14 protein-coding genes and 1 tRNA gene are annotated in these 20,894 nt (G+C 72.1%); 10 read left to right on the forward strand and 5 right to left on the reverse strand.

The genetic code is table 11. From position 1 onward, the window contains the following. The first annotated feature begins 31 nt into the window (after positions 1-31). The 10 genes from AC27L3_RS23245 (at position 32) to AC27L3_RS23290 (ending at position 16,462) form a co-directional block, all read left to right on the forward strand. On the forward strand, positions 32-373 hold the full coding sequence (locus tag AC27L3_RS23245) for an STAS domain-containing protein (protein WP_344433233.1): 342 nt from the start codon (positions 32-34) through the stop codon (positions 371-373). Between the two features lie 166 nt (positions 374-539). After that, positions 540-1,052, forward strand: coding sequence for an ATP-binding protein (locus tag AC27L3_RS23250; RefSeq protein WP_487235988.1), 513 nt, complete (start codon positions 540-542; stop codon positions 1,050-1,052). Between the two features lie 528 nt (positions 1,053-1,580). Next, positions 1,581-4,040, forward strand: a complete 2,460-nt coding sequence (locus AC27L3_RS23255; protein WP_487235989.1) for a sodium-translocating pyrophosphatase — start codon at positions 1,581-1,583, stop codon at positions 4,038-4,040. A gap of 214 nt (positions 4,041-4,254) precedes the next feature. Next, positions 4,255-4,827, forward strand: coding sequence for a small secreted protein (locus AC27L3_RS23260; protein WP_365968938.1), 573 nt, complete (start codon positions 4,255-4,257; stop codon positions 4,825-4,827). A gap of 95 nt (positions 4,828-4,922) precedes the next feature. Next, entirely contained in the window at positions 4,923-6,461 is a 1,539-nt protein-coding gene (locus AC27L3_RS23265; protein ID WP_487235990.1) for a DUF7059 domain-containing protein, read from the forward strand. A 330-nt stretch (positions 6,462-6,791) separates the two neighbouring features. Next, positions 6,792-9,623, forward strand: a complete 2,832-nt coding sequence (gene topA / locus AC27L3_RS23270) for a type I DNA topoisomerase (RefSeq protein ID WP_487235991.1) — start codon at positions 6,792-6,794, stop codon at positions 9,621-9,623. Between the two features lie 206 nt (positions 9,624-9,829). After that, positions 9,830-13,036, forward strand: coding sequence for a dTMP kinase (tmk, locus tag AC27L3_RS23275; protein ID WP_487235992.1), 3,207 nt, complete (start codon positions 9,830-9,832; stop codon positions 13,034-13,036). Between the two features lie 304 nt (positions 13,037-13,340). Then, positions 13,341-14,531 carry a DNA polymerase III subunit delta' gene (locus AC27L3_RS23280; protein ID WP_487235993.1) on the forward strand — a complete coding sequence of 397 codons (1,191 nt, stop codon included), beginning with the start codon at positions 13,341-13,343 and terminating at the stop codon, positions 14,529-14,531. A gap of 197 nt (positions 14,532-14,728) precedes the next feature. Continuing rightward, complete coding sequence (locus AC27L3_RS23285; protein WP_487235994.1) at positions 14,729-16,312, forward strand: alpha/beta hydrolase; 1,584 nt, start codon at positions 14,729-14,731, stop codon at positions 16,310-16,312. 76 nt (positions 16,313-16,388) lie between these two features. After that, a tRNA-Thr gene (locus tag AC27L3_RS23290) sits at positions 16,389-16,462 on the forward strand. Positions 16,463-16,507: 45 nt separating this feature from the next. On the opposite strand, the gene AC27L3_RS23295 is transcribed toward AC27L3_RS23290, so the two are convergent. The 5 genes from AC27L3_RS23295 to AC27L3_RS23315 form a co-directional block, all read right to left on the reverse strand. Continuing rightward, positions 16,508-17,893, reverse strand: a complete 1,386-nt coding sequence (locus AC27L3_RS23295) for a tyrosine-type recombinase/integrase (protein WP_487235995.1) — start codon at positions 17,891-17,893, stop codon at positions 16,508-16,510. Between the two features lie 51 nt (positions 17,894-17,944). Next, positions 17,945-18,145 (reverse strand): helix-turn-helix domain-containing protein, encoded by a 201-nt coding sequence (locus AC27L3_RS23300; RefSeq protein ID WP_487235996.1) that lies wholly within the window; start codon positions 18,143-18,145, stop codon positions 17,945-17,947. A gap of 180 nt (positions 18,146-18,325) precedes the next feature. After that, complete coding sequence (locus tag AC27L3_RS23305; protein ID WP_487235997.1) at positions 18,326-19,582, reverse strand: DUF3631 domain-containing protein; 1,257 nt, start codon at positions 19,580-19,582, stop codon at positions 18,326-18,328. After that, positions 19,579-19,923 carry a hypothetical protein gene (locus tag AC27L3_RS23310; RefSeq protein WP_487235998.1) on the reverse strand — a complete coding sequence of 115 codons (345 nt, stop codon included), beginning with the start codon at positions 19,921-19,923 and terminating at the stop codon, positions 19,579-19,581. Before AC27L3_RS23310 ends, AC27L3_RS23305 begins: the two co-directional genes overlap by 4 nt. Continuing rightward, the gene (locus AC27L3_RS23315) at positions 19,920-20,816 is read right to left on the reverse strand and encodes a bifunctional DNA primase/polymerase (RefSeq protein ID WP_487235999.1); all 897 of its coding nucleotides are present in this window, start codon (positions 20,814-20,816) and stop codon (positions 19,920-19,922) included. Before AC27L3_RS23315 ends, AC27L3_RS23310 begins: the two co-directional genes overlap by 4 nt. Between the last annotated feature and the right edge of the window lie 78 nt (positions 20,817-20,894).

Raw genomic sequence — 20,894 nt, forward strand, 5'->3', positions numbered from 1 at the left:
CGACCGCTCGATGCAAGGTGCTGGAGGATCCGTGGACCTGTCCCTGTCGACCGAGACCGTAGACAACCGCACGGTTGTCCGGGTCGGTGGCGAGATTGATGTGTACACCGCGCCCAAGCTGCGTGAGCAGCTGGTCGAGCTTGTCAACGACGGCAACTACCACCTCGTCGTGGACATGGAGGGCGTCGACTTCCTCGACTCCACCGGGCTCGGCGTCCTGGTCGGCGGGCTCAAGCGCGTACGGGCCCACGAGGGCTCGCTGCGGCTGGTCTGCAACCAGGAGCGCATCCTGAAGATTTTCCGGATCACCGGTCTGACCAAGGTGTTCCCGATCCACACGTCGGTCGAGGAAGCGGTTCAGGCGACCGACTGACGTCCGGGCGGCGGTACGGCCCCGGCCGGCCGGGAGGGCCGTCCGCCCGCCCCGGGCACCGCCGTATAGTCGCGCCGGGGGGCGTGGCCACGAGGCTCCGGCCCCTCCGCGAGCCCGCCCTGTTCCGGCAGAGGGAACGAGGGCACGTACCACCGAGGGGGATGGCATGGCCACCGTCGAACTGCTCTTCAGCGCCCTTCCCGAGCACGTCCGCACGGCTCGGCTCGTGGCGGCCGCGGTGGCGCGCCGGGCGGGGGTCGACGAGGCCGTGCTGGACGAGGTTCGGCTGGCCGTGGGCGAGGCATGCTCGCGCGCGGTGAGTCTGCACGCCGGTCACGGGCTCTCCAGCCCCGTGAAGGTCGTCCTCACCGAGGACGAGAAGAAGTTCTCCATCGAGGTGGCCGACGAGGCACCTCACCCCACCGCGGTCGTATCGACCGCGGGCGTCGGCCGGCAGCCCGCCGCGGCATCCCCGGCGGCCTCCGCTTCGTCTTCCGTTTCCGCCCCGTCCGGCGGGCCCTCCGGCGCCACGGCTGCCGACGAGGCCGCCGAGAGCGAGGACGACATGGGTCTGGCCGTGATCAGTGGGCTGGTCGACGACGTCGAGGTGACGGCGGGCGAGTCCGGCGGGCTGATCCGGATGAGCTGGCCGACCGCGACGCCGCCGGTTCCGGCGTAGCCGGCAGCGCGGGCGGCGCCGATACCGGTGTCGGGTGCCGGTGCGGAGTGCCGGCGGGGGAGTCCCTCAGGCCGCGCGGCCGTCCCGGGCGCACCCCGTATTGCCGTACCGCCTCGCCGTGGCGTGCGGCAGTCCGCCGTAGCGTTCCGGCCGCTTCCTGCTGTAGCGCGGGGCCCGGTCGGGGCCGTATTCGCCCTGCCCGGCCGGGGCGCCACCCGCGGCAGCCGATATCTTTGATCTTCACTCGGCAGTCGCGGCGAGGGCCTGGATTGCGGATGCCGGCACGCGGCCCCATTTCCGATCTTCACGGTTGTGCATTTCCCTCCGCTTCCTCCTCCGCCTCCTTTTCCTGATCTTCACCGCGGCAGACTCATTCCGTTTCCCGCGCTCTGTTTTGATCTCGCCATGCTCCCTACAATCCGTCCATCTTGAGCTCAGGACGCCTGAGCGCAGCGGCTGTCCTGCGGCCCTGCTCCACGGCCGCGGGCCGGTTACGTGCGCCCATGTGCCAAACGTCAGGGAGGACGAATGGCGGGGCCTCTTACCCCTCAACAGGTGGACCACACCCGGAATCTGGCGGTCGAGCTGACCGACGGCAACCGCACCCTGGTCATGGTGATCGCCGCGGTGGCGATTGCGGCGCTCGTCGTGGCCGTGGTGCTGCTGCGGCAGGTGCTTTCGGCCGGTGAGGGCACCGACAGCATGAAGAGAATCGCCGCGGCGGTGCAGGAAGGCGCGAACGCCTATCTCGCCCGGCAGTTGCGCACCCTCGGCGTCTTCGCCGTGTTCGTGTTCTTTCTGCTCATGCTGTTGCCGGCCGACAACTGGTCGCAGCGCATGGGTCGTTCGCTGTTCTTCCTCATCGGCGCATTGTTCTCCGCCGCCACCGGCTATATCGGCATGTGGCTCGCGGTGCGCAGCAATGTGCGGGTGGCGGCAGCGGCGCGTGAGGCGAGCGCCGGCACCAAGGCCGCGAGCGCCGGCACCAAGGCCGCAAGCACGACTACAAGCCAGGCCGCAAGCCAGGTCGAGGCCGAGGGCGAGCCCGGGCGGGATCCGACGGCCGTGTCCCACCACGCCATGCGGATCGCGTTCCGTACGGGTGGCGTCGTCGGCATGTTCACCGTCGGCCTGGGGCTGCTGGGCGCCTGCTGTGTTGTCCTCGTCTACACGGCCGACGCGCCCAAGGTCCTGGAGGGCTTCGGTTTCGGGGCGGCGCTGCTGGCGATGTTCATGCGGGTCGGCGGCGGCATCTTCACCAAGGCCGCGGACGTGGGCGCCGACCTGGTCGGCAAGGTGGAGCAGGGCATCCCGGAGGACGACCCGCGCAACGCCGCCACCATTGCCGACAACGTGGGCGACAACGTCGGCGACTGCGCGGGCATGGCGGCCGACCTCTTCGAGTCCTACGCCGTGACCCTGGTGGCCGCGCTCATCCTCGGCAAGGCGACCTTCGGCGACGCGGGCCTGGCCTTCCCCCTGCTCGTCCCCGCCATCGGCGTGGTCACGGCGATGATCGGGATCTTCGCCGTCGCCCCGCGCCGCAAGGACCGCAGTGGCATGACCGCGATCAACCGCGGGTTCTTCGTCTCGGCGGTCATCTCGCTCGTCCTCGTGGCGATCGCGGTCTTCGCCTACCTGCCGTCCAGCTACGCCGACTTGGCCGGTGTCACCGATGCCGTCGTCCGCGACCACGACGGGGACCCGCGTGTGCTCGCGCTGGTGGCGGTCGCGATCGGCATCGTCCTCGCGGCGCTCATCCAGCAGCTCACCGGCTACTTCACCGAGCCCGGCCGGCGGCCCGTGCGGGATGTCGGCAAGTCGTCCCTGACCGGTCCGGCGACCGTGGTGCTGTCGGGTATTTCGGTGGGGCTGGAGTCGGCCGTGTACTCGGCGGTGCTGATCGCCCTGAGCGTGTACGGGGCGTTCCTGCTCGGCGGTGCGTCGATCATGCTGGCGCTGTTCGCCGTGGCCCTGGCCGGCACGGGCCTGCTGACGACGGTCGGGGTCATCGTCGCGATGGACACCTTCGGCCCGGTCTCCGACAACGCCCAGGGCATTGCCGAGATGTCCGGCGACGTCGAGGGCGCCGGCGCCCGGGTGCTCACCGATCTCGACGCGGTGGGCAACACGACCAAGGCCATCACCAAGGGCATCGCCATCGCCACGGCCGTGCTCGCGGCCGCCGCGCTGTTCGGCTCGTACACCGACGCGATCAAGACGGCGGTGTCGGACGTCGGCGCGAAGGCGGATGCGATGGGTCTGCGCCTGGACATCTCCCAGCCCAACAACCTCGTGGGTCTCGTCCTCGGTGCGGCCGTCGTCTTCCTCTTCTCCGGCCTGGCGATCAATGCGGTGTCGCGGTCGGCCGGTGCGGTGGTCTACGAGGTGCGCCGGCAGTTCCGCGAGCACCCCGGGATCATGGACTTCAGCGAGAAGCCGGAGTACGGGCGCGTGGTGGACATCTGCACCAAGGACGCCCTGCGCGAGCTGGCCACTCCGGGGTTGCTGGCGGTCATGGCGCCGATCGCGGTCGGCTTCTCGCTGGGCGTCGGCGCGCTCGGCGCGTACCTCGCCGGGGCCATCGGCACGGGCACGCTGATGGCGGTCTTCCTCGCCAACTCCGGTGGCGCGTGGGACAACGCCAAGAAGCTGGTCGAGGACGGTCACCACGGCGGCAAGGGCAGCGAGGCGCACGCGGCGACGGTGATCGGCGACACGGTGGGCGACCCGTTCAAGGACACCGCGGGCCCCGCCATCAACCCGCTGCTGAAGGTGATGAACCTGGTGGCGCTGCTCATCGCGCCCGCCGTCGTGAAGTTCTCCTACGGGGCCGATGCCAACAAGGGGCTGCGAATCACCGTGGCGCTGCTGGCCGTTGCCGTCATCGTGGTGGCGGTCTACCTCTCCAAGCGGCGCGGCGTCGCCGTGGACGACGGCGAGGCCGCGCGGTCGGCCGAGCCGGTCGATCCGGCGGTGGTGTCCTGAGGGACCCGGACCGCCGCGGGGAAGGACGGATCCGACGCCGGTTCCGGTGAGTGCGCCGTGTGCCCGTGCCGCATCGTGGTGCGGGTGCGGTGAATGCCACGCTCAGCAGGGTTCAAAAGGCATGAAATGCGGGCATACGGTGCGCTCGGCTCCCGGCCCCCACCGCCTGGACGTGTAAGTTCCGGGGCCGAGAGCCATTGAAGGGACCAATCCGGTGAACAAGAAGCTTGTGGCTGCACTGTCCGGCGGGGCGGCACTTGTCCTGGCGCTGACGGGCTGCGGCGGTGACGACAACGGCAAGAAGCTGGACGACTGGGCGAAGAAGGCCTGCGACCAGATGCAGCCGCAGGTGAAGAAGATCACCGAAGCCAACGCCTCCATCGCCACGATGCAGAGCGAGGTGGACTCCAAGAAGGTCCAGCAGACGGACTCCGCCGCCTTCCAGACCAACGTCGACGCCTACAAGGCGCTCGCCGCCTCCGTCGACCGCGCCGGCGCGCCGCCGGTCAAGGACGGCGAGACCAACCAGAAGAACGCCGTCAAGGCGCTCAACGACCTCTCGGTCGCCTACGCGAACCTCAAGAAGCGCGTCGATTCGATGGACACCGGCGACAAGAACAAGTTTGGCGACGGCCTCAAGGGCATCGCGTCCGACATGCTCAAGCTCAGCAGCCAGAGCAACGAGGCCCTCAAGAAGCTGCAGTCCGGTGACGTCGGCAAGGCCATGACCAAGCAGCCGGGCTGCAAGGTGCCGGCGGCGAGCACGACGCCGGGGCAGAAGGCGTAACAGGAACTGCCCGGTACGGAGCATCGGCAGCTGCCCGGTAAGGAGCATCGGCGGGGGCAGCGCGCCGGTGCTCCGCTCACCGTGACAATGGTCCGGTGAGTACGACGCACCTGCCCACTGCCGATCCTGCGCGCACCGCTCGGCTGCGCGACGCCCTGCTCCGGGCGGCCTTCACCGCCGACGGCCTCCTGGAGCTGCTGGGCGCCCCCGCCTACGCCGCGCTCGCCCGCAGCGAGACCGTGCCCGCCCTGCGCGCCACGCGCGGCGACGGACCGCTCGAGACGCTCGTGCGGCTGTTCCTGCTGCAGCAGTCCGTCGGCCGGTCCCGGGCGGCCGCCGCGCTGCCGCTGGAGGACTGCCTGGCGGACGGCTGGCTGCTGCCCGACCCCGCGGACGCGGAGCGGGTGCGCGCCGGCGTCGACGTGCGCCCCTACAGCGGCCCCGAGGGCCAGGACTGGTGGATCGTCTCCGACCTCGGCTGCGCGGTCGGCGGGGCCGGCGGCATCGGCGGCGACAGCGGGGGTCCGGCGGGGGTGCCGCGGTCCGAGCTCGTCCTCGGCGTGGGCGGCGCGTCCACGACGCTGGCCGGCATCACCGTCCGTACGCCCGTCGGGCGCGCCCTGGACCTGGGCACCGGCTCCGGCATCCAGGCGCTGCACGCGGCCGGGCACGCCGATCGGGTCACGGCCACCGACCTCAACCCGCGCGCGCTGCACTTCGCGCGGCTCACGCTCGCACTCTCCGGCGCGCCGGAGCCCGATCTGCGGCAGGGCTCGCTCTTCGAGCCGGTCGCGGGCGAGACCTTCGACCTGATCGTCTCCAACCCGCCGTTCGTGATCTCCCCGGGTGCCCGGCTGACGTACCGCGACGGCGGCATGGGCGGCGACGACCTGTGCCGGACGCTGGTGGAGCAGGCGGCCGACCGGCTGAACGAGGGCGGCTACTGCCAGCTGCTGGCGAACTGGCAGCACGTGGAGGGCGAGGACTGGCGCGAGCGCCTGTCCTCCTGGGTGCCGCGCGGCTGCGACGCGTGGATCGTGCAGCGCGAGGTCCAGGACGTCGCCCAGTACGCCGAGCTGTGGCTGCGGGATGCGGGCGACCACCGTACGTCCCCGCAGGAGTACGCCGCCCGCTACGACGCGTGGCTGGCGGAGTTCGAGGCGCGGCGCACCAAGGGCGTCGGATTTGGCTGGATCACGTTGCGCCGTACCGGCTCGCAGCGCCCGTCGGTGATCGCGGAGGAGTGGCCGCACCCGGTCGAGCAGCCGCTGGGGCCGACGGTGCGCGCGCACTTCGAGCGCCAGGACTTCCTGCGCTCGCACGACGACGCGGCGCTGCTGTCCACCCGCTTCCGGCTGGCCGACGAGGTCGTCCAGGAGCAGGTGGGGCTGCCGGGCGCGGAGGACCCCGAGCACGTCGTCCTGCGGCAGAACCGCGGGATGCGGCGCGCCACCAAGGTCGACACGGTGGGTGCCGGTTTCGCCGGCGTGTGCGACGGCACACTGCCCGCCGGCCGGATCCTGGACGCCATCGCGCAGCTGGTGGACGAGGACCCGGTGCTGCTGCGCGACCGTACGCCGGAGGCGATCCGGATGCTCGTCGAACAGGGCTTCCTGGCGCCGGCCGATTCCTGATCGCCGCAGGTGAGGCGGGGGAACGGGACCGGACGACGCGCGAGAGGGGAAGAAAGAGGGGGCGGGTTCGCGTCATGTTTGACGAGGGGCGTCCCCCGCCGCCCGTCTTGACGGGCCCGGCACCCCGGCCCGAATGTGACCGCGGGGCCTCCGGGCCGGTGGTGTGACGGTCCGGGCGGCAGACAGGACGCTTGTCGGGTTACCGTTCGAGTGGCGTTGCGGGCTTTTTCCGTTTGACACGGGGGCGGGATGTACCGTCACACTCCGCAGCGTCACGCAACGCCCACACCGAAACGCCCACACCGAGTGTCGACCGGAAGAAGAGCGAAGTTGTCCCCGACCAGCGAGACCGCACAGGGCGGCCGCCGACTCGTCATCGTCGAGTCGCCTGCCAAGGCGAAGACGATCAAGGGCTACCTCGGCCCCGGATACGTCGTCGAGGCGAGCGTCGGGCACATCCGTGACCTGCCGAACGGGGCCGCCGAGGTCCCGGCGAAGTACAAGGGCGAGCCCTGGGCGCGCCTCGGCGTGAACGTCGAGAAGGACTTCCAGCCCATCTACGTCGTCAACGCCGACAAGAAGGACCAGGTCAAGAAGCTCAAGGGGCTGCTGGCCGAGTCCGACGAGCTCTTCCTCGCCACCGATGAGGACCGCGAGGGCGAGGCCATCGCCTGGCACCTGCAGGAGGTGCTCAAGCCCAAGGTCCCGGTCCGCCGGATGGTCTTCCACGAGATCACCAAGGACGCGATCCAGGCCGCCGTGGCCAACCCGCGCGAGCTGAACAAGAAGCTCGTCGACGCCCAGGAGACCCGCCGCATCCTCGACCGCCTCTACGGCTACGAGGTCTCGCCGGTGCTGTGGAAGAAGGTCATGCCGCGGCTGTCGGCGGGCCGCGTGCAGTCGGTGGCGACCCGCCTCGTCGTCGAGCGGGAGCGCGAGCGCATCGCGTTCCGCTCCGCCGAGTACTGGGACCTGACCGGCACCTTCGGCACCGGCCGCACCGGCGACGCCGCCGAGCCGGCGAGCATCACCGCGCGCCTGGCCGCCGTCGACGGCAAGCGGGTCGCCCAGGGCCGTGACTTCGGTGCGAACGGGCAGCTCAAGGACAGCGCCCAGGTGCTGCACCTGGACGAGGCGAACGCCCGTGCGCTGGCCACGGCCCTGGCCGACGCCACCTTCGCGGTGCGCTCGGTGGAGTCCAAGCCGTACCGCCGCTCCCCGTACGCCCCCTTCCGCACGACGACGCTGCAGCAGGAGGCCTCGCGCAAGCTGGGCTTCGGTGCGAAGGCGACCATGCAGGTGGCGCAGAAGCTGTACGAGAACGGCTTCATCACCTATATGCGTACGGACTCCACCACGCTGTCGGACACGGCGATCACCGCCGCCCGGGCGCAGGTGACGCAGCTGTACGGCGCCGACTACCTGCCGGAGAAGCCGCGCACGTACGCCGGGAAGGTCAAGAACGCCCAGGAGGCGCACGAGGCGATCCGCCCTTCGGGTGATCGTTTCCGCACGCCCGCCGAGACCGGTCTGACCGGCGACCAGTTCCGGCTCTACGAGCTGATCTGGAAGCGGACCGTCGCCTCCCAGATGAAGGACGCGACCGGCAACTCCGTCACCGTGAAGATCGGCGGCCGGGCGGCCGACGGCCGGGACGCCGAGTTCAGCGCGTCCGGCAAGACGATCACCTTCCACGGCTTCATGAAGGCCTACGTCGAGGGCGCCGACGACCCGAACGCCGAGCTCGACGACCGCGAGCGCCGGCTGCCGGCGGTCACCGAGGGCGACGCCCTGACGGCCGAGGAGATCACCGCCGACGGCCACGCCACCAAGCCCCCGGCCCGCTACACCGAGGCCTCGCTGGTCAAGGAGCTGGAGGAGCGGGAGATCGGCCGCCCGTCGACGTACGCGTCGATCATCGGCACGATCCTCGACCGCGGCTACGTCTTCAAGAAGGGCACGGCCCTGGTGCCGTCCTTCCTGAGCTTCGCCGTCGTCAACCTGCTGGAGAAGCACTTCGGCCGGCTGGTGGACTACGACTTCACCGCCTCCATGGAGGAGGACCTCGACCGCATCGCCCGCGGCGAGGCCCAGGCCGTGCCGTGGCTGCGCCGCTTCTACTTCGGCGAGGGGCCGGAGGGCGGCGCCGCCGACGCCGGCAACGGCGACGGCGACCACCTGGGCGGCCTGAAGGAGCTCGTCACCGACCTGGGCGCCATCGACGCCCGCGAGGTGTCCTCCTTCCCCGTCGGCAACGACATCGTGCTGCGCGTCGGCCGCTACGGGCCGTACGTCGAGCGCGGCGAGAAGGACGCCGAGGGCCACCAGCGCGCCGACGTCCCGGGCGACCTGGCGCCGGACGAGCTGACGGTGGAGTACGCCGAGGAGCTGCTGGCCCGCCCGACCGGCGACTACGAGCTGGGCACCGACCCCGCCACCGGCCACGAGATCGTCGCCAAGGACGGCCGCTACGGTCCGTACGTCACGGAGATCCTCCCCGAGGGCACCCCGAAGACGGGCAAGAACGCGGTCAAGCCGCGCACGGCCTCGCTCTTCAAGTCGATGACCGTCGACACGGTGACCCTCGAGGACGCGCTCAAGCTGATGTCGCTGCCGCGCGTCGTGGGCAAGGACGCCGAAGGCGTCGAGATCACCGCGCAGAACGGCCGCTACGGTCCGTACCTGAAGAAGGGCACGGACTCGCGCTCCCTGGAGACCGAGGACCAGATCTTCTCCATCACCCTGGAGGAGGCCCTCGCCATCTACGCGCAGCCCAAGCAGCGCGGGCGGGCCGCGGCCAAGCCGCCGCTGAAGGAGCTCGGCACCGACCCCGTCAGCGAGCGCCCGGTCGTGGTCAAGGACGGCCGCTTCGGCCCGTACGTCACCGACGGCGAGACGAACGCGACGCTGCGCCGTGACGACGACGTCGAGACGATCACGCCGGAGCGCGGCTACGAGCTGCTGGCGGAGAAGCGGGCGAAGGGTCCGGCCAAGAAGACGGCCAAGAAGGCGCCGGCGAAGAAGACCGCCGCCAAGAAGACCACGACTGCGAAGACCGCGACCGCGAAGAAGACGGCGGCGAAGAAGACGACCGCCGCGAAGAAGACGACGGCCAAGAAGGCGACCGCGAAGAAGACGGCCGCCGCGAACGCCGCCGAGTGACGCTGCCGCGAACGGCGTCGGCCGACGGCGTCGGCTGACGGCCTCGGCTGACGGAAGGGGTGGTGGACCGGAACCCGGTCCACCACCCCTTCCGGTCGTACGGCGGCGCTTTGTCGCATTCGCTCCGGAAGATCCACCCGTCCGTGTGTTCGCTTGTGCGTTCGTATTGACAGTCACTATCCGGGCGTTCCGGATAGGCTGGCAGGATGACGCGAGCCGAGCAGCCACCAGTGGAGAGCCCCACCTCCGGAGCACTGGCCGCGGACTCCCGCGAGCGTGCCGTCCGCGCCCTGCTGCGCTTCCGTCCCTTGCGACGGCTGTGGAACGCCCAGTTCACCGGCGGTGTCGGGGACAGCCTCGCCGTCCTCGTCCTGCTGCTGCTGGCCCTGCAGGCGGCGGTCGTGGCGGGGTCCTTCGGCGGGGGATACCGCGGCGCGGCCCTCGCGGTCGCCGCGGTCATCGGCGTACGCCTGCTCGCCACCCTGCTCGCCGGCGCGGTCCTGCTGGGCTCGCTGTCCTCGCTCCTCGCCCCCGCCGGCCGGCTCGACCGCCGCTGGACGATGATCGGCGCGGACGGCGTACGGCTGGCGCTGCTCGCCGTGGCCCCCACCTGGATCGACTGGACGGGCAGCCGGGCCCTGCTCTGGCTGCTGGTCACCGCCTTCGTCACCGGCGCCGCCGAGCGCGTGTGGACGGTCGCCAAGGACGGCGTCGTCCCCGCCCTGCTGCCGGCCCCGCCGCCGGAGGGCGCCGCGGTCCGGCCGCTGCCCGACCACGAGGACGCACTGCGGCGCCTGTCGCTGCGCACGGCGTACGTCGCCCTGCCCGTCGCGGCCGCGGCGTTCGTGGCCGTCACGCTGGTCGGCAACCTGCTGGGCGCCGGCATCGGCTGGTTCCACATGCACCAGGCGGCCCTGGGCTCCTACCTCGCCGCCGCGCTGTTCGCCGTCTCCGCCGCGATCCTGCACCGCTTCGAGCTGCCGCAGCCGCCCCAGGGCGCCGAGCCGCCGCACGCGCGCTCCCCGCTGGAGGGCCTGCGCCGCCCCAAGGACACCCACGGCGCCGCCGACCGCGGCCGCACCGGGGCCGTCCCCGTCCTCGTCCTGGCCTGCGCCGCCATCGCCGGCGCGGTCGCCGCCGCCGTCGCCGTCTCCGTCCTGCAGGCCGTCGACCTGGGCGGCGGACCCGTCGCCTTCGGGCTGCTCGTCCTCGCCCTCGCCGGCGGACCCGTCATCGGCATCCGCGGCGCCCGCAAGGTGCTCCCCGGCTTCTCCCGCCGCCGCCTGCTCGCCCTGGCCCTCGCCCTGACCGGCGCCGCCCTGCTCGCCGCCGGCCTGGTGCCCGACACCACCACCGTGCTGCTGCTCGTCGCGCTGGCCGGCGTGGCCGCCGGCGTCGCCGCCAACACCGGGCACACCCTGCTCGACCAGGAGACCGAGGAGGAGCGCCGGGCCGGCACCACCGACCACCTGCACGCGGTCGTCCGCGTCACCGTGGCGCTGGGCGCCGTCGCCGCCCCCGTCCTCGCCGCGGCCATCGGCCCGCACCGCGTGCAGTCCGGCAGCTTCGTCTTCGCACACGGCGGCGCCGCCTTCACGCTCATGCTCGTCGGCGCGCTGCTGCTGCCCGTCGGCGCGATCGTCCTCGGCCGCACCGACGACCGCCACGGCGTGCCCTTCCACCGCGACCTGATGGACGTCGTGCGCGGCGGCGACGCCCGCGAGGGCACCTCCCCCACCGGCTTCTTCATCGCCTTCGAAGGCGGCGACGGCGCCGGGAAGTCCACGCAGGTCCAGGCCGTCGCCGAATGGCTGCGGGCCAAGGGCCACGAGGTCGTCGTCACCCGCGAGCCGGGCGCCACGCCCATCGGCAAGCGGCTGCGCGCCATCCTCCTCGACGTCTCCTCCGCCGGCCTGTCCGACCGGGCCGAGGCCCTGCTGTACGCGGCCGACCGCGCCGAACACGTCGACTCCGTCGTCCGGCCCGCGCTCGCCCGCGGCGCCGTCGTCATCACCGACCGCTACATCGACTCCTCCGTCGCCTACCAGGGCGCCGGGCGCGACCTGTCGCCCACCGAGATCGCCCGCATCTCCCGCTGGGCCACCGACGGGCTCGTCCCGCACCTGACCGTCCTGCTCGACGTCTCGCCCGAGACCGCGCGCGAACGGTTCACCGAGGCCCCGGACCGGCTGGAGTCGGAGCCCGCCGAGTTCCACCAGCGCGTACGCACCGGCTTCCTCACCCTGGCCGCCGCCGACCCGGCGCGCTACCTCGTCGTGGACGCCGCCCAGGAACCGGACGCCATCACGGCCGTCGTCCGCCACCGGCTCGGCCAGGTGCTGCCGCTGTCCGAAGCCGAGATCGCCGAACGCGAGGCCGCCCGCAAGGCCGCCGAGGAAGCCGCCCGCAAGGCGGCCGAGGAGGAAGCCCGCCGCAAGGCGGAGGAAGAGGCCCGGCGCCGGGCCGAGGAGGCCGCTCGCAAGGCCGAACAGGAACGCCTCGAACGCGAGCGGCAGGAACAGCTCGCCAAGCTGCGCGCCGAGGAGGAGGAGCGCAAGCGGCGCGAGGCCGAGGAGGCCCGCAAGGCCGCCGAAGCCGCCGCGGCAGCCGCCGCCGAAGCCGCCGCCAAGGCCGCGGAGGAGGAGCGCCGCCGCCGCGAGGCGGAGGAGCGCGCCCGCGCCGAGGAGCAGGAGCGCCTGCGCCGCCGGGCCGAGGAGGAGGCGCGCGAGCGCGCCGAGGCCGAGGAACGGCGCCGCGAGAAGCAGCGGGAGGCCGAGGAGGCACTCCTGCGCGCCGAGCGGGCGCGCATCGCGGCGGAGGCCGCGGCGGCCGCGGAAGCCGCGGAAGCGGCTCGGGTGGCGGAAGCGAACGCTGCCGAGCGCGCCCCGGTCGTCGGGACCCCCTCCCTGCGCAAGCGGCGGGAGAGCGCCGCCGCGGACGCGCCGACGGTCGAGACGCCGGCCCCGCCGCCGGCGCCGCGCTCGAACCCCGACGACGAGACGGCGCTGCTGCCGCCGGTGCCGCGCTCGAACCCGGACGACGAGACGGCGCTGCTGCCGCCGGTGCCGGTGCTCCCGCCGAACCAGCGGGTGACCTGGGGCGTCGAGCAGCCGCCGGCTCCGCCCTCCTCCTCCGATGCGGAGGAGACGGCGGTGCTGCCGAAGCCGGTGGGGCCGGAGGGCCGGCCCGAGAACCCGGCGGACCGGGTGCCGCAGTGGTTGTTCGAGCGCGAGCCGGAGCCCGCTGCCGACGGGGTCGACGCGACGCGGGAGCTGCCGCGGGTCGAGGACGGGACGCCGCAGCAGCGTCGCCGTCGTCCGGAGTGGGCGGAGGACGCGCCGACGCTGGCGGACGAACTGCTCGGCCGCCGGGACGGCGAGGACGGCGAGAACGACGGCAAGCGGCGCGGCTAGGGCCTGTCCGGCGGGTCGTGCAGCGCCCCGTCAGGGGCGCGGGACGTTGTCGATCTGCGGCTGCCGCCGCGTGGGCGCGATCGGCAGGCGACGGCCCGCAGCCGACAGGCCACCCCGGGGCCCGGGCATCTGCGGGCACGGCGCGGCTTGTCGCGCAGTTCCCCGCGCCCCTACGGGGCACTGCCCGTCCGCCGGACAGGCCCTGGCGGAATGCCTGCCCGCCCACGGGTCCGTCCGGGGTGTCGGTCCTGTGGCCCACAATGGGACGGCGGCGTGGAGTGAACCATGAGGGAGGCGGCGGCGCATGAGCGTGTGGGAGGACCTGGTCGGCCAGGACCGGGTGATCGAGCAGCTCGCCGCTGCCGCGCACGACGCCGGTGCCCTCGTCTCGGCCGGCGGTGCGCCCGAGGGCGCCTCCCGGATGACGCATGCCTGGTTGTTCACCGGTCCGCCGGGTTCCGGCCGGGCCACGGCCGCCCGTGCCTTCGCCGCCGCGCTGCAGTGCGTCACTCCCACGGGTGATGTGGGGTGCGGCTTCTGCGAGGGCTGTCACACCACGCTCGTCGGTACGCACGCCGACGTGGAGATCGTTCGCACCGACCTGCTGTCGATCGGCGTCAAGGAGACCCGTGACCTGGTGCGGCGTGCGCAGCTGTCGCCGGCGGGCGGTCGCTGGCAGGTGATCGTCCTGGAGGACGCGGACCGGTTGACGGAGGGCGCCGGCAACGTGCTGCTCAAGGCGGTGGAGGAGCCGGCTCCGCGGACGGTGTGGCTGCTGTGCGCGCCGTCGCTGGAGGACGTGCTGCCGACGATCCGTTCGCGGTGCCGGTTGTTGACCCTGCGGACGCCGCCGACGGCCGCCGTGGCGGACGTACTGGTGCGTCGGGACGGGGTGGAGCCGGAGCTGGCCGCGCGGGTGTCGCGGGCGACGCAGGGCCACATCGGCCGGGCGCGCCGGCTGGCGACGGACGAGCGGGCGCGGGCCCGCCGGGAGGCCGTGCTGCGGGTGCCGCTGCGGGTGGCGGACGTGGGGGGCTGCCTGAAGGCCGCCCAGGAGCTGATCGACGCGGCTGCCGAGGACGCCAAGCAGGTGGCGGAGGAGGTCGACGCCAAGGAGACCGAGGAGCTGCGGGCGGCGCTCGGTGCCGCGGCCGGCACCGGTGGCCGGCTGCCCCGCGGTACGGCGGGGGCGATGAAGGAGCTGCAGGACCGCCAGAAGCGGCGGGCGACGCGTACGCAGCGCGACAGCCTCGATCTGGCGCTGACGGATCTGGCCGGCTTCTACCGCGACGTGCTGGCGATACAGCTGCGTTCGGGCGTGGAGCTGGCCAACGGCGATGTGCGCGAGAGCCTGGAGCGCGTGGCCGGCGCGTCGCGCCCGGAGCAGACGCTGCGCCGCATCGAGGCGATCTCGGCGTGCCGGGAGGCGCTCGACCGCAACGTCGCGCCCCTGCTGGCGGTGGAGGCGATGACGGTCGCGCTGCGCGCGGGCTGACGCGCCGGGGGCGAAGGGGGGAGTAACACCGGGGCGGGCGGGGCACACCGCAGGTTGGGTGATTCCTCACTCGTATGAGGACTAGTGGGCCGTGGGGCTGGCCAAGTCGGGTAAGTGTGCCGATACGCTCCGTATGCATACGTAGGTCTTACGTATGCCTTTTGCCCGCCTGCCTCCCACAGCGAGGGGACCAGCCCATGGACTCCAGCCGCCTGTTCCGCAGCTACGGCACGCTCGCCGCGACCGCGGCCCTGCTGATCACCACCGCCGTGCCGGGCACTGCGCAGGCGGACGGGCTGCCGGCCAGACCGCTGCGGGCGGCCGAGGCCGGGGCGCCGGAGCTGGCCCCGCTGCCCGTCGGCGTGCCGCGCGCCCTGCGCCCGTACTACCGGCAGCGCCTGAGCTGGCACACCTGCTCCGGCAAGCGCTCCGGCTTCGAGTGCGCCACCCTGCGCGCCCCCCTCGACTACGCCTCGCCCGGCGCGGGCGACATCAGGCTCGCCGTCTCCCGCAAGAAGGCGACCGGGAGCGGCAAGCACCTGGGGTCGCTGCTGCTCAACCCCGGCGGCCCGGGCGGCTCGGCGATCGACTTCCTGCAGGCGTACGCGGCCGCCGCCTACCCGGCACCGGTCCGGGCCCGCTACGACCTGGTCGCCATGGACCCGCGCGGCGTGGCCGGCAGCCAGCCCGTCACCTGCCTGTCCGACCCGGAGATGGACGACTTCGCGCAGGTCGACGCGACACCGGACGACGAGGGGGAGGTCCGCGGGCTGGTCGCGGCGTACAAGAAGTTCTCCAAGGCGTGCGCCGCCCATTCCGGCAAACTGCTGCGCCACGTCTCCACCGTGGAGGCGGCCCGCGACATGGACGTCTTCCGGGCGGCGCTGGGCGACGACAAGCTGCACTACGTCGGCGCCTCCTACGGCACCTTCCTCGGCGCCACCTACGCCGGGCTCTTCCCGTCCCGGGTGGGCCGCCTCGTCCTCGACGGCGCCCTGGACCCCAGCCTGTCCGCCCGGCAGGTCAACCGTGACCAGACGGCCGGCTTCCAGACGGCCCTGTCGTCCTTCGCCCAGGACTGCGCCCGGCACGACGACTGCCCGCTCGACAGCGGCCGCGCCGACGTCGCCAGCGCCCGCCTGCGCGGCTTCTTCAAACACCTCGACCAGCACCCGCTGGCCACCGGCCGGTCGCGGCCGCTGACCGAGAGCCTGGCCACCACGGGTGTGATCTCCGCCATGTACGACGAGGCGTCCTGGCCCCTGCTGCGCCGGGCCCTGAACGACGCCGAGTCCGGCGACGGCGGCCTGCTGCTGCGGCTCTCCGACGCCTACTACGAGCGCAACGAGCAGGGGCACTACACCAACCTGATGCCCGCGAACGCCGCCGTGAACTGCCTCGACCTGCCGTCCGCCTTCAGCGGCCCCGCGGACGTCCGCCGGGCCCTGCCGGCCTTCGAGAAGGCCTCCCCGGTGCTCGGCGAGAGCTTCGCCTGGTCGGCCCTGAGCTGCGCCTACTGGCCCGTGCGCGCCACCGGCGGCCCCCACCGCATCCCCGCCCAGGGAGCCGCACCCATCCTCGTCGTGGGCACCACCCGCGACCCGGCGACCCCCTACCCCTGGGCCCGCTCCCTGGCCCGCCAGCTCTCCTCCGGCCGCCTGCTGACGTACGAGGGCGACGGCCACACGGCGTACACCCGCGGCAGCTCCTGCGTGGACGGCGCGATCAACGACTACCTCCTCGGCACCACCCCGCCCCCCGCCTCCCGCCGCTGCTCCTGAGCACTGTGTTCGGAGCACTCCCCGGGACCCTGTAGACTTAGGCGCGCTGCTGGTGCCGATCTCGGCTCCGCAGATTGCCGCCTTAGCTCAGTTGGCCAGAGCAACGCACTCGTAATGCGTAGGTCTCGGGTTCGAATCCCGAAGGCGGCTCGTTTTGAAAGCCCAGGTCAGATCTTCTGACCTGGGCTTTCTTCGTCAGCGGATGCGCCGTCGACGCCGGGCGCGAGCGGTCCGGCTCTCTGTGGTCTCAGTTCTGGTCTCAGTTCCGCCGGGGGGCGGTGGGAGGAAGGCATTCCCCATCCGTTGCATCGCGTCCTTGGCCAGAGAGTTCCGTCCCTTCACGTACCTCCGGGTCTGACTGATCTGGGTGTGCCGGAGGATCTCCATGATTGTGGGCATGTCCACGCCGAGCTCGTTCAGGAACGTGCCGGTCGAGTGCCGACTCCCGTCGTACAGGCGCCGGTCGGTGATCCCGGCCTCTTTGATGATCTCCTTGAACTCCTGCCAGTCCTCCCTGGGGTCGATGGGCCGACCGTCGGGGCGGGCGAACACCACCTGGAAGTCGTGCCAGGCATCCCCCGCGGCGGCTCGCTGCTCGTCCTGCCACGCCTTGTGCTCGCGCAAGGGTGGGATGAACGGCGGTGGGATGGGGATGGGTTGCTGGCTCTTCTTGGTCTTGGGGCGGGTGAAGACGAGCCCACCGTCCTTCCGTTTCGGGCATGTGCTCGCGTGCCGGGTGCAGTCCTTCGTGCAGGGCTTCGGGCACCCGCGCTTGTACCCCTGGTGGACAGTGCAGCCGGGTGGACATGGGGCGAAGCGGTGGAGGCGGGCCCCGCAGGCGTGCGGGTCCTTGCACCCGTGGCGCCAAGTGAGGCGCTGAAGCTGCCAGGCCGGGTGGAACAGGGCGTTGTCGAGGTCGAGATACGGCCAGCGGGCACCGAGCGTCTCGCCAGGCCGCGGACCCATCGCAATGCCGAATGCCCAACGCATGAAGTTGGGGCGCCGGGCGGCAGCTTCGAGGAACCGTATGGCCTCTTCCCGCTCGAACGGGTTCGTCTCGGTCTCTTCCACCGACGGAGGGTCGACCAACGTGGCGACGTTCTCAACGATCAACCGCCGCCGATGCGCGATCTTCAAGGCTCGCGACAGGATGCGATGAACCTTGAGCACATGGGACGCGGCGTGGCCCTCACGCAGCATGGCCACGTACATGGCTTCCAGATGCTCCGGAGCGAGTTTGTCGAGACGGTGCTGCCCGACACTCGGGATGATGTCGTTGCGGGTCTTGGACCAGTAGTCATCCAGGGACCGGGGCCTGAGCTTCAGGGACGCGATGTTGGTCAGATACGTCTCCATCCACTGGGCAACGGTGGGCGGACGGCCGGCCACGGGAGCACGGTGCTCGTCGCGGAGCTTCTCCAGCGCTCTGACCTTCCGGAGAACTTCCGTCTCGCTCCTGGCTCGCCGATGGCGTCGATCAGGACTCCCGTCGTTCTTGACTCCCATCGTGACGCGGCCGTGCCACCATCCGTCACTGCCGAAGTAGACGGAGGACTCCAAGTTCGGCTTGCGGGACTGCACTTCTCTCCCCTCGACGGCGGCCGGAGCTGCGCTCCGGCCGCCGTTCGTGTGCTAACTGGCCTGCGCTTCGAGGTTGTTCACGTAGCTCTCAAGGTCGGCGACGCGGATACGTCGCGACCTGCCCCGCTTGACGTAGGGCAGGGTGCCGTCGGCCATCAGCTCGTAGACCGTGGAGCGGCCGTACCGCAGGGCTTCGGCAGCTTCCTCGGGCGTGTAGAGGAGCGGGACGACAGGACCGGTCGGGGTGGTCATCGGTGATGCCTCCCTACAGATCGGATGGGAAGGTCGGTCTTCCGTGCTCTGGGGAATCCGCAACATCCGCCACGCCGCAACACCGCAGGTCAGCGGCTTGCGTTTGTGGCGGATGCCGTTTGTGTTGCGGATAGGTGCCGCCGCGCGGGTGCGCGGCGGCACATTGGGGCCGGGGTCGGGTCAGCCGACGATGTGCAGTTGGTGTGTGCCGGTTTCCGTGTGCGTGTGGCGGGTCTCCACGGGGCCTTCCGCCACGGTTTCACCCCCGTTGAGCTGCGATGTTGCGGACGTTGCGGATGTTGCGGACTTCTCGGGGGGAGGGGGGCAGTACCGGGTCCAGGCGTCGGCCAGGTCTTCCGCGTAGTAGCCCTTCGGGGTGCCGTTGCCGACTCGGATCCCCCGGGGTCGGATCGGGGTGTTGTCGGGGCGGACGTACTGCTTGAGAAGGGTGGACAGACCGCGGGCGGTCAGCGGTTTGCCGTCGTCGTTCAGGTCGGCCCAGGGGGCGTCATCGAGCCCGACGAGGACTTCGAGGATCGCGGCGGTGGGCATGCGGTCGGCGCCGCAGAACACCTTGTCGCGCAGGTCAGTCAGCAGGCGGACCCCAAGGGACGCTTCGTCGCCGTCCTGGGCAGCCTTGATGAGCTCGACGCAGGCGACGCGGGCGCGCTCGGGCCAGTGTCCGCCGGCTGCATCGGCGACCGCGAGGAGCGGTTCCCACACGTCGGCGGGCCGGTCGGAGACGCCCTCGGGCATCTCGGGCCAGGCTTCGGCAACCTGGTCACGCACGGTCGAGGCCCATTCCGCGAGCCGGTCCCGCAGGGCATGGCCCTGCTTCTCGTGGACCCGCCGGCGGTACGGTTCGGCCCGCTCGTTCGGGGCCTTCTTGCGCATTCTGATGATGACGGAGCGGGTCAGGATGGTGTCCGGGAGGGAGCCGAGTCCGGCCATGGCGACGGCGCAGAACGAGGAGAACCACTCCGTGCTCTGGTTCGAGCCGTCCCCGACGCAGCGCAGGGACTTGGCACCGCGCCGGTAGCCGGAGTTCAGGAACCCGCGGACTTCTTCGTTGCCTCCTGCCTTCGGCCCGAAGACGGTGTCGATCTCGTCGAACAGGAGCGTCGGCGTCCCGCTGTCGGCCTCGACGAGCCGGAAGAGGGCGTTGGCGGAGGCGTTGACGGTGGTGGCCGCGCGGGGCGTGAGCGTCTCCACGATCTCCAGCGCCCTGGACTTGCCCGATCCAGGCTCGGGCGAGAGGAACGCGAGGCGGGCGGTCCCGTCGAACGCGTCGATCAGGTGGGCGTGGGCGTCCCACAGCGTGACGGCGACGTAGGCGGCCTCGCTCGGGAAGACGTTGAAGCGACGGTGGAACGCCTCGACCTCGTCAAGCAGAGCGGCGCCGTCGATAGAGGGCGTGGGCGGGTTGGTGCTGGTCATGCGGCGTTCCTCCTTTCCTGCGCAGGCGTGGCGCGGTGGGGACAGTGGCTCACCCAGACGCGGGTGGTCAGTTCGATGACGGCGGCGCGGCCACGGACGTGTTCGTGGTGTCCACAGGAGCACAGCCAGTCGGCAACCGGCGGGCTCGTGCGGATCTGCAAGCCGGGAATCACGCCCGTCACGACACTCACGGGCTGCTGCGGGGGAAGGGCTGAAAGGACGGCCTGACGGCCGTCGTCCTTCGTGCCGCGGCTCTCGTCGGGGTCGGCGAGTGTAAGGCGCTGGCGGTACTGCTGGGATGCAGGGAGGGGCTTTTCAGGGTTGGGGTGGGGGTGGGTCATGCCGTTTCCCGGGGGCGGGCGGTGCGGATGGACCAGTTCAGGGCGCTGCGCAGGGTGGAGCGGCACTCGTAGGGCTTGAGTCCTGCGGCCTCCCCGCTGCCCTGAAAAGCCTCCTCGACCTGGTTGCGGGTGATGTCGCCCCAGGCGATGAAGCGGCCCATGGCTCGTGCGGCTTCGAACAGGGTTCGCTCGCGCAGCCCGACCGGGGCGGCGGCGATGGCGGCGGCCTCGCGCTCCAGGGCGACCTGGGCGACGCGAGCCGAGTTCCTGGCGGGCGTGATGACCGGTAGCGCCGGGGTCGGGGGCTGCAGCAGCGCCAGCAGCCACACGGGCAGCGGCACGACCAGGGCGGGGTCGGCGACCTCGTAGGTGGCGTTGTCGATGGTGCTGCCGGGGGCGACGACGTATCCGCCCCAGGCGCGGGTGTCGACCAGTGGGGCGAGGCTGCGGGCGGTGTTGTGTAGGCGGGTGGCGGACGGGGCGGTGAAGTACAGGTGGCGGCCGCCGCTGGGGGTGCGCACCGTGTAGGTGACCGGCACCGGCTGGCCGGCGCGCTCGCAGAGCGCCTGGAAGGACTCCGCGCCGCAAGGCGCGTCCTTCTTGTCCTTGTCCTTGGGGACGTCCAGGTCGACGACGACCAGGTTGCTGGGGCCGGTGGCGATACCGATGTTGAACGGGCGGCCTCCCCAGGCCGCGTGGATGAGCGCGGGGTCGGTGGTGGCCTGCTGCTCCCACTTGCGGTGCCCGGTGGTGCAGGGGCCGGTGCGGGGGCAGGAGCGTTCGCCGTGCAGGGCGGGGGCCTTGGCGCCGGGGCGGAGCGGGAAGACGCGCCAGCCGCGGGCGGCCGCGTTCAGCGCGGCGCGCAGCAGCGCGGGGCGTGCGTCATGCGTCATGCTGGGACCTCCAACAGGTCTCGTTGGGGCTGGTTGGGCCGGGGCGACCGCGGGTTCTTTGGCGAGATGCGGCGGTCG

This window comes from Streptomyces sp. PKA51 (genome assembly GCF_057552455.1).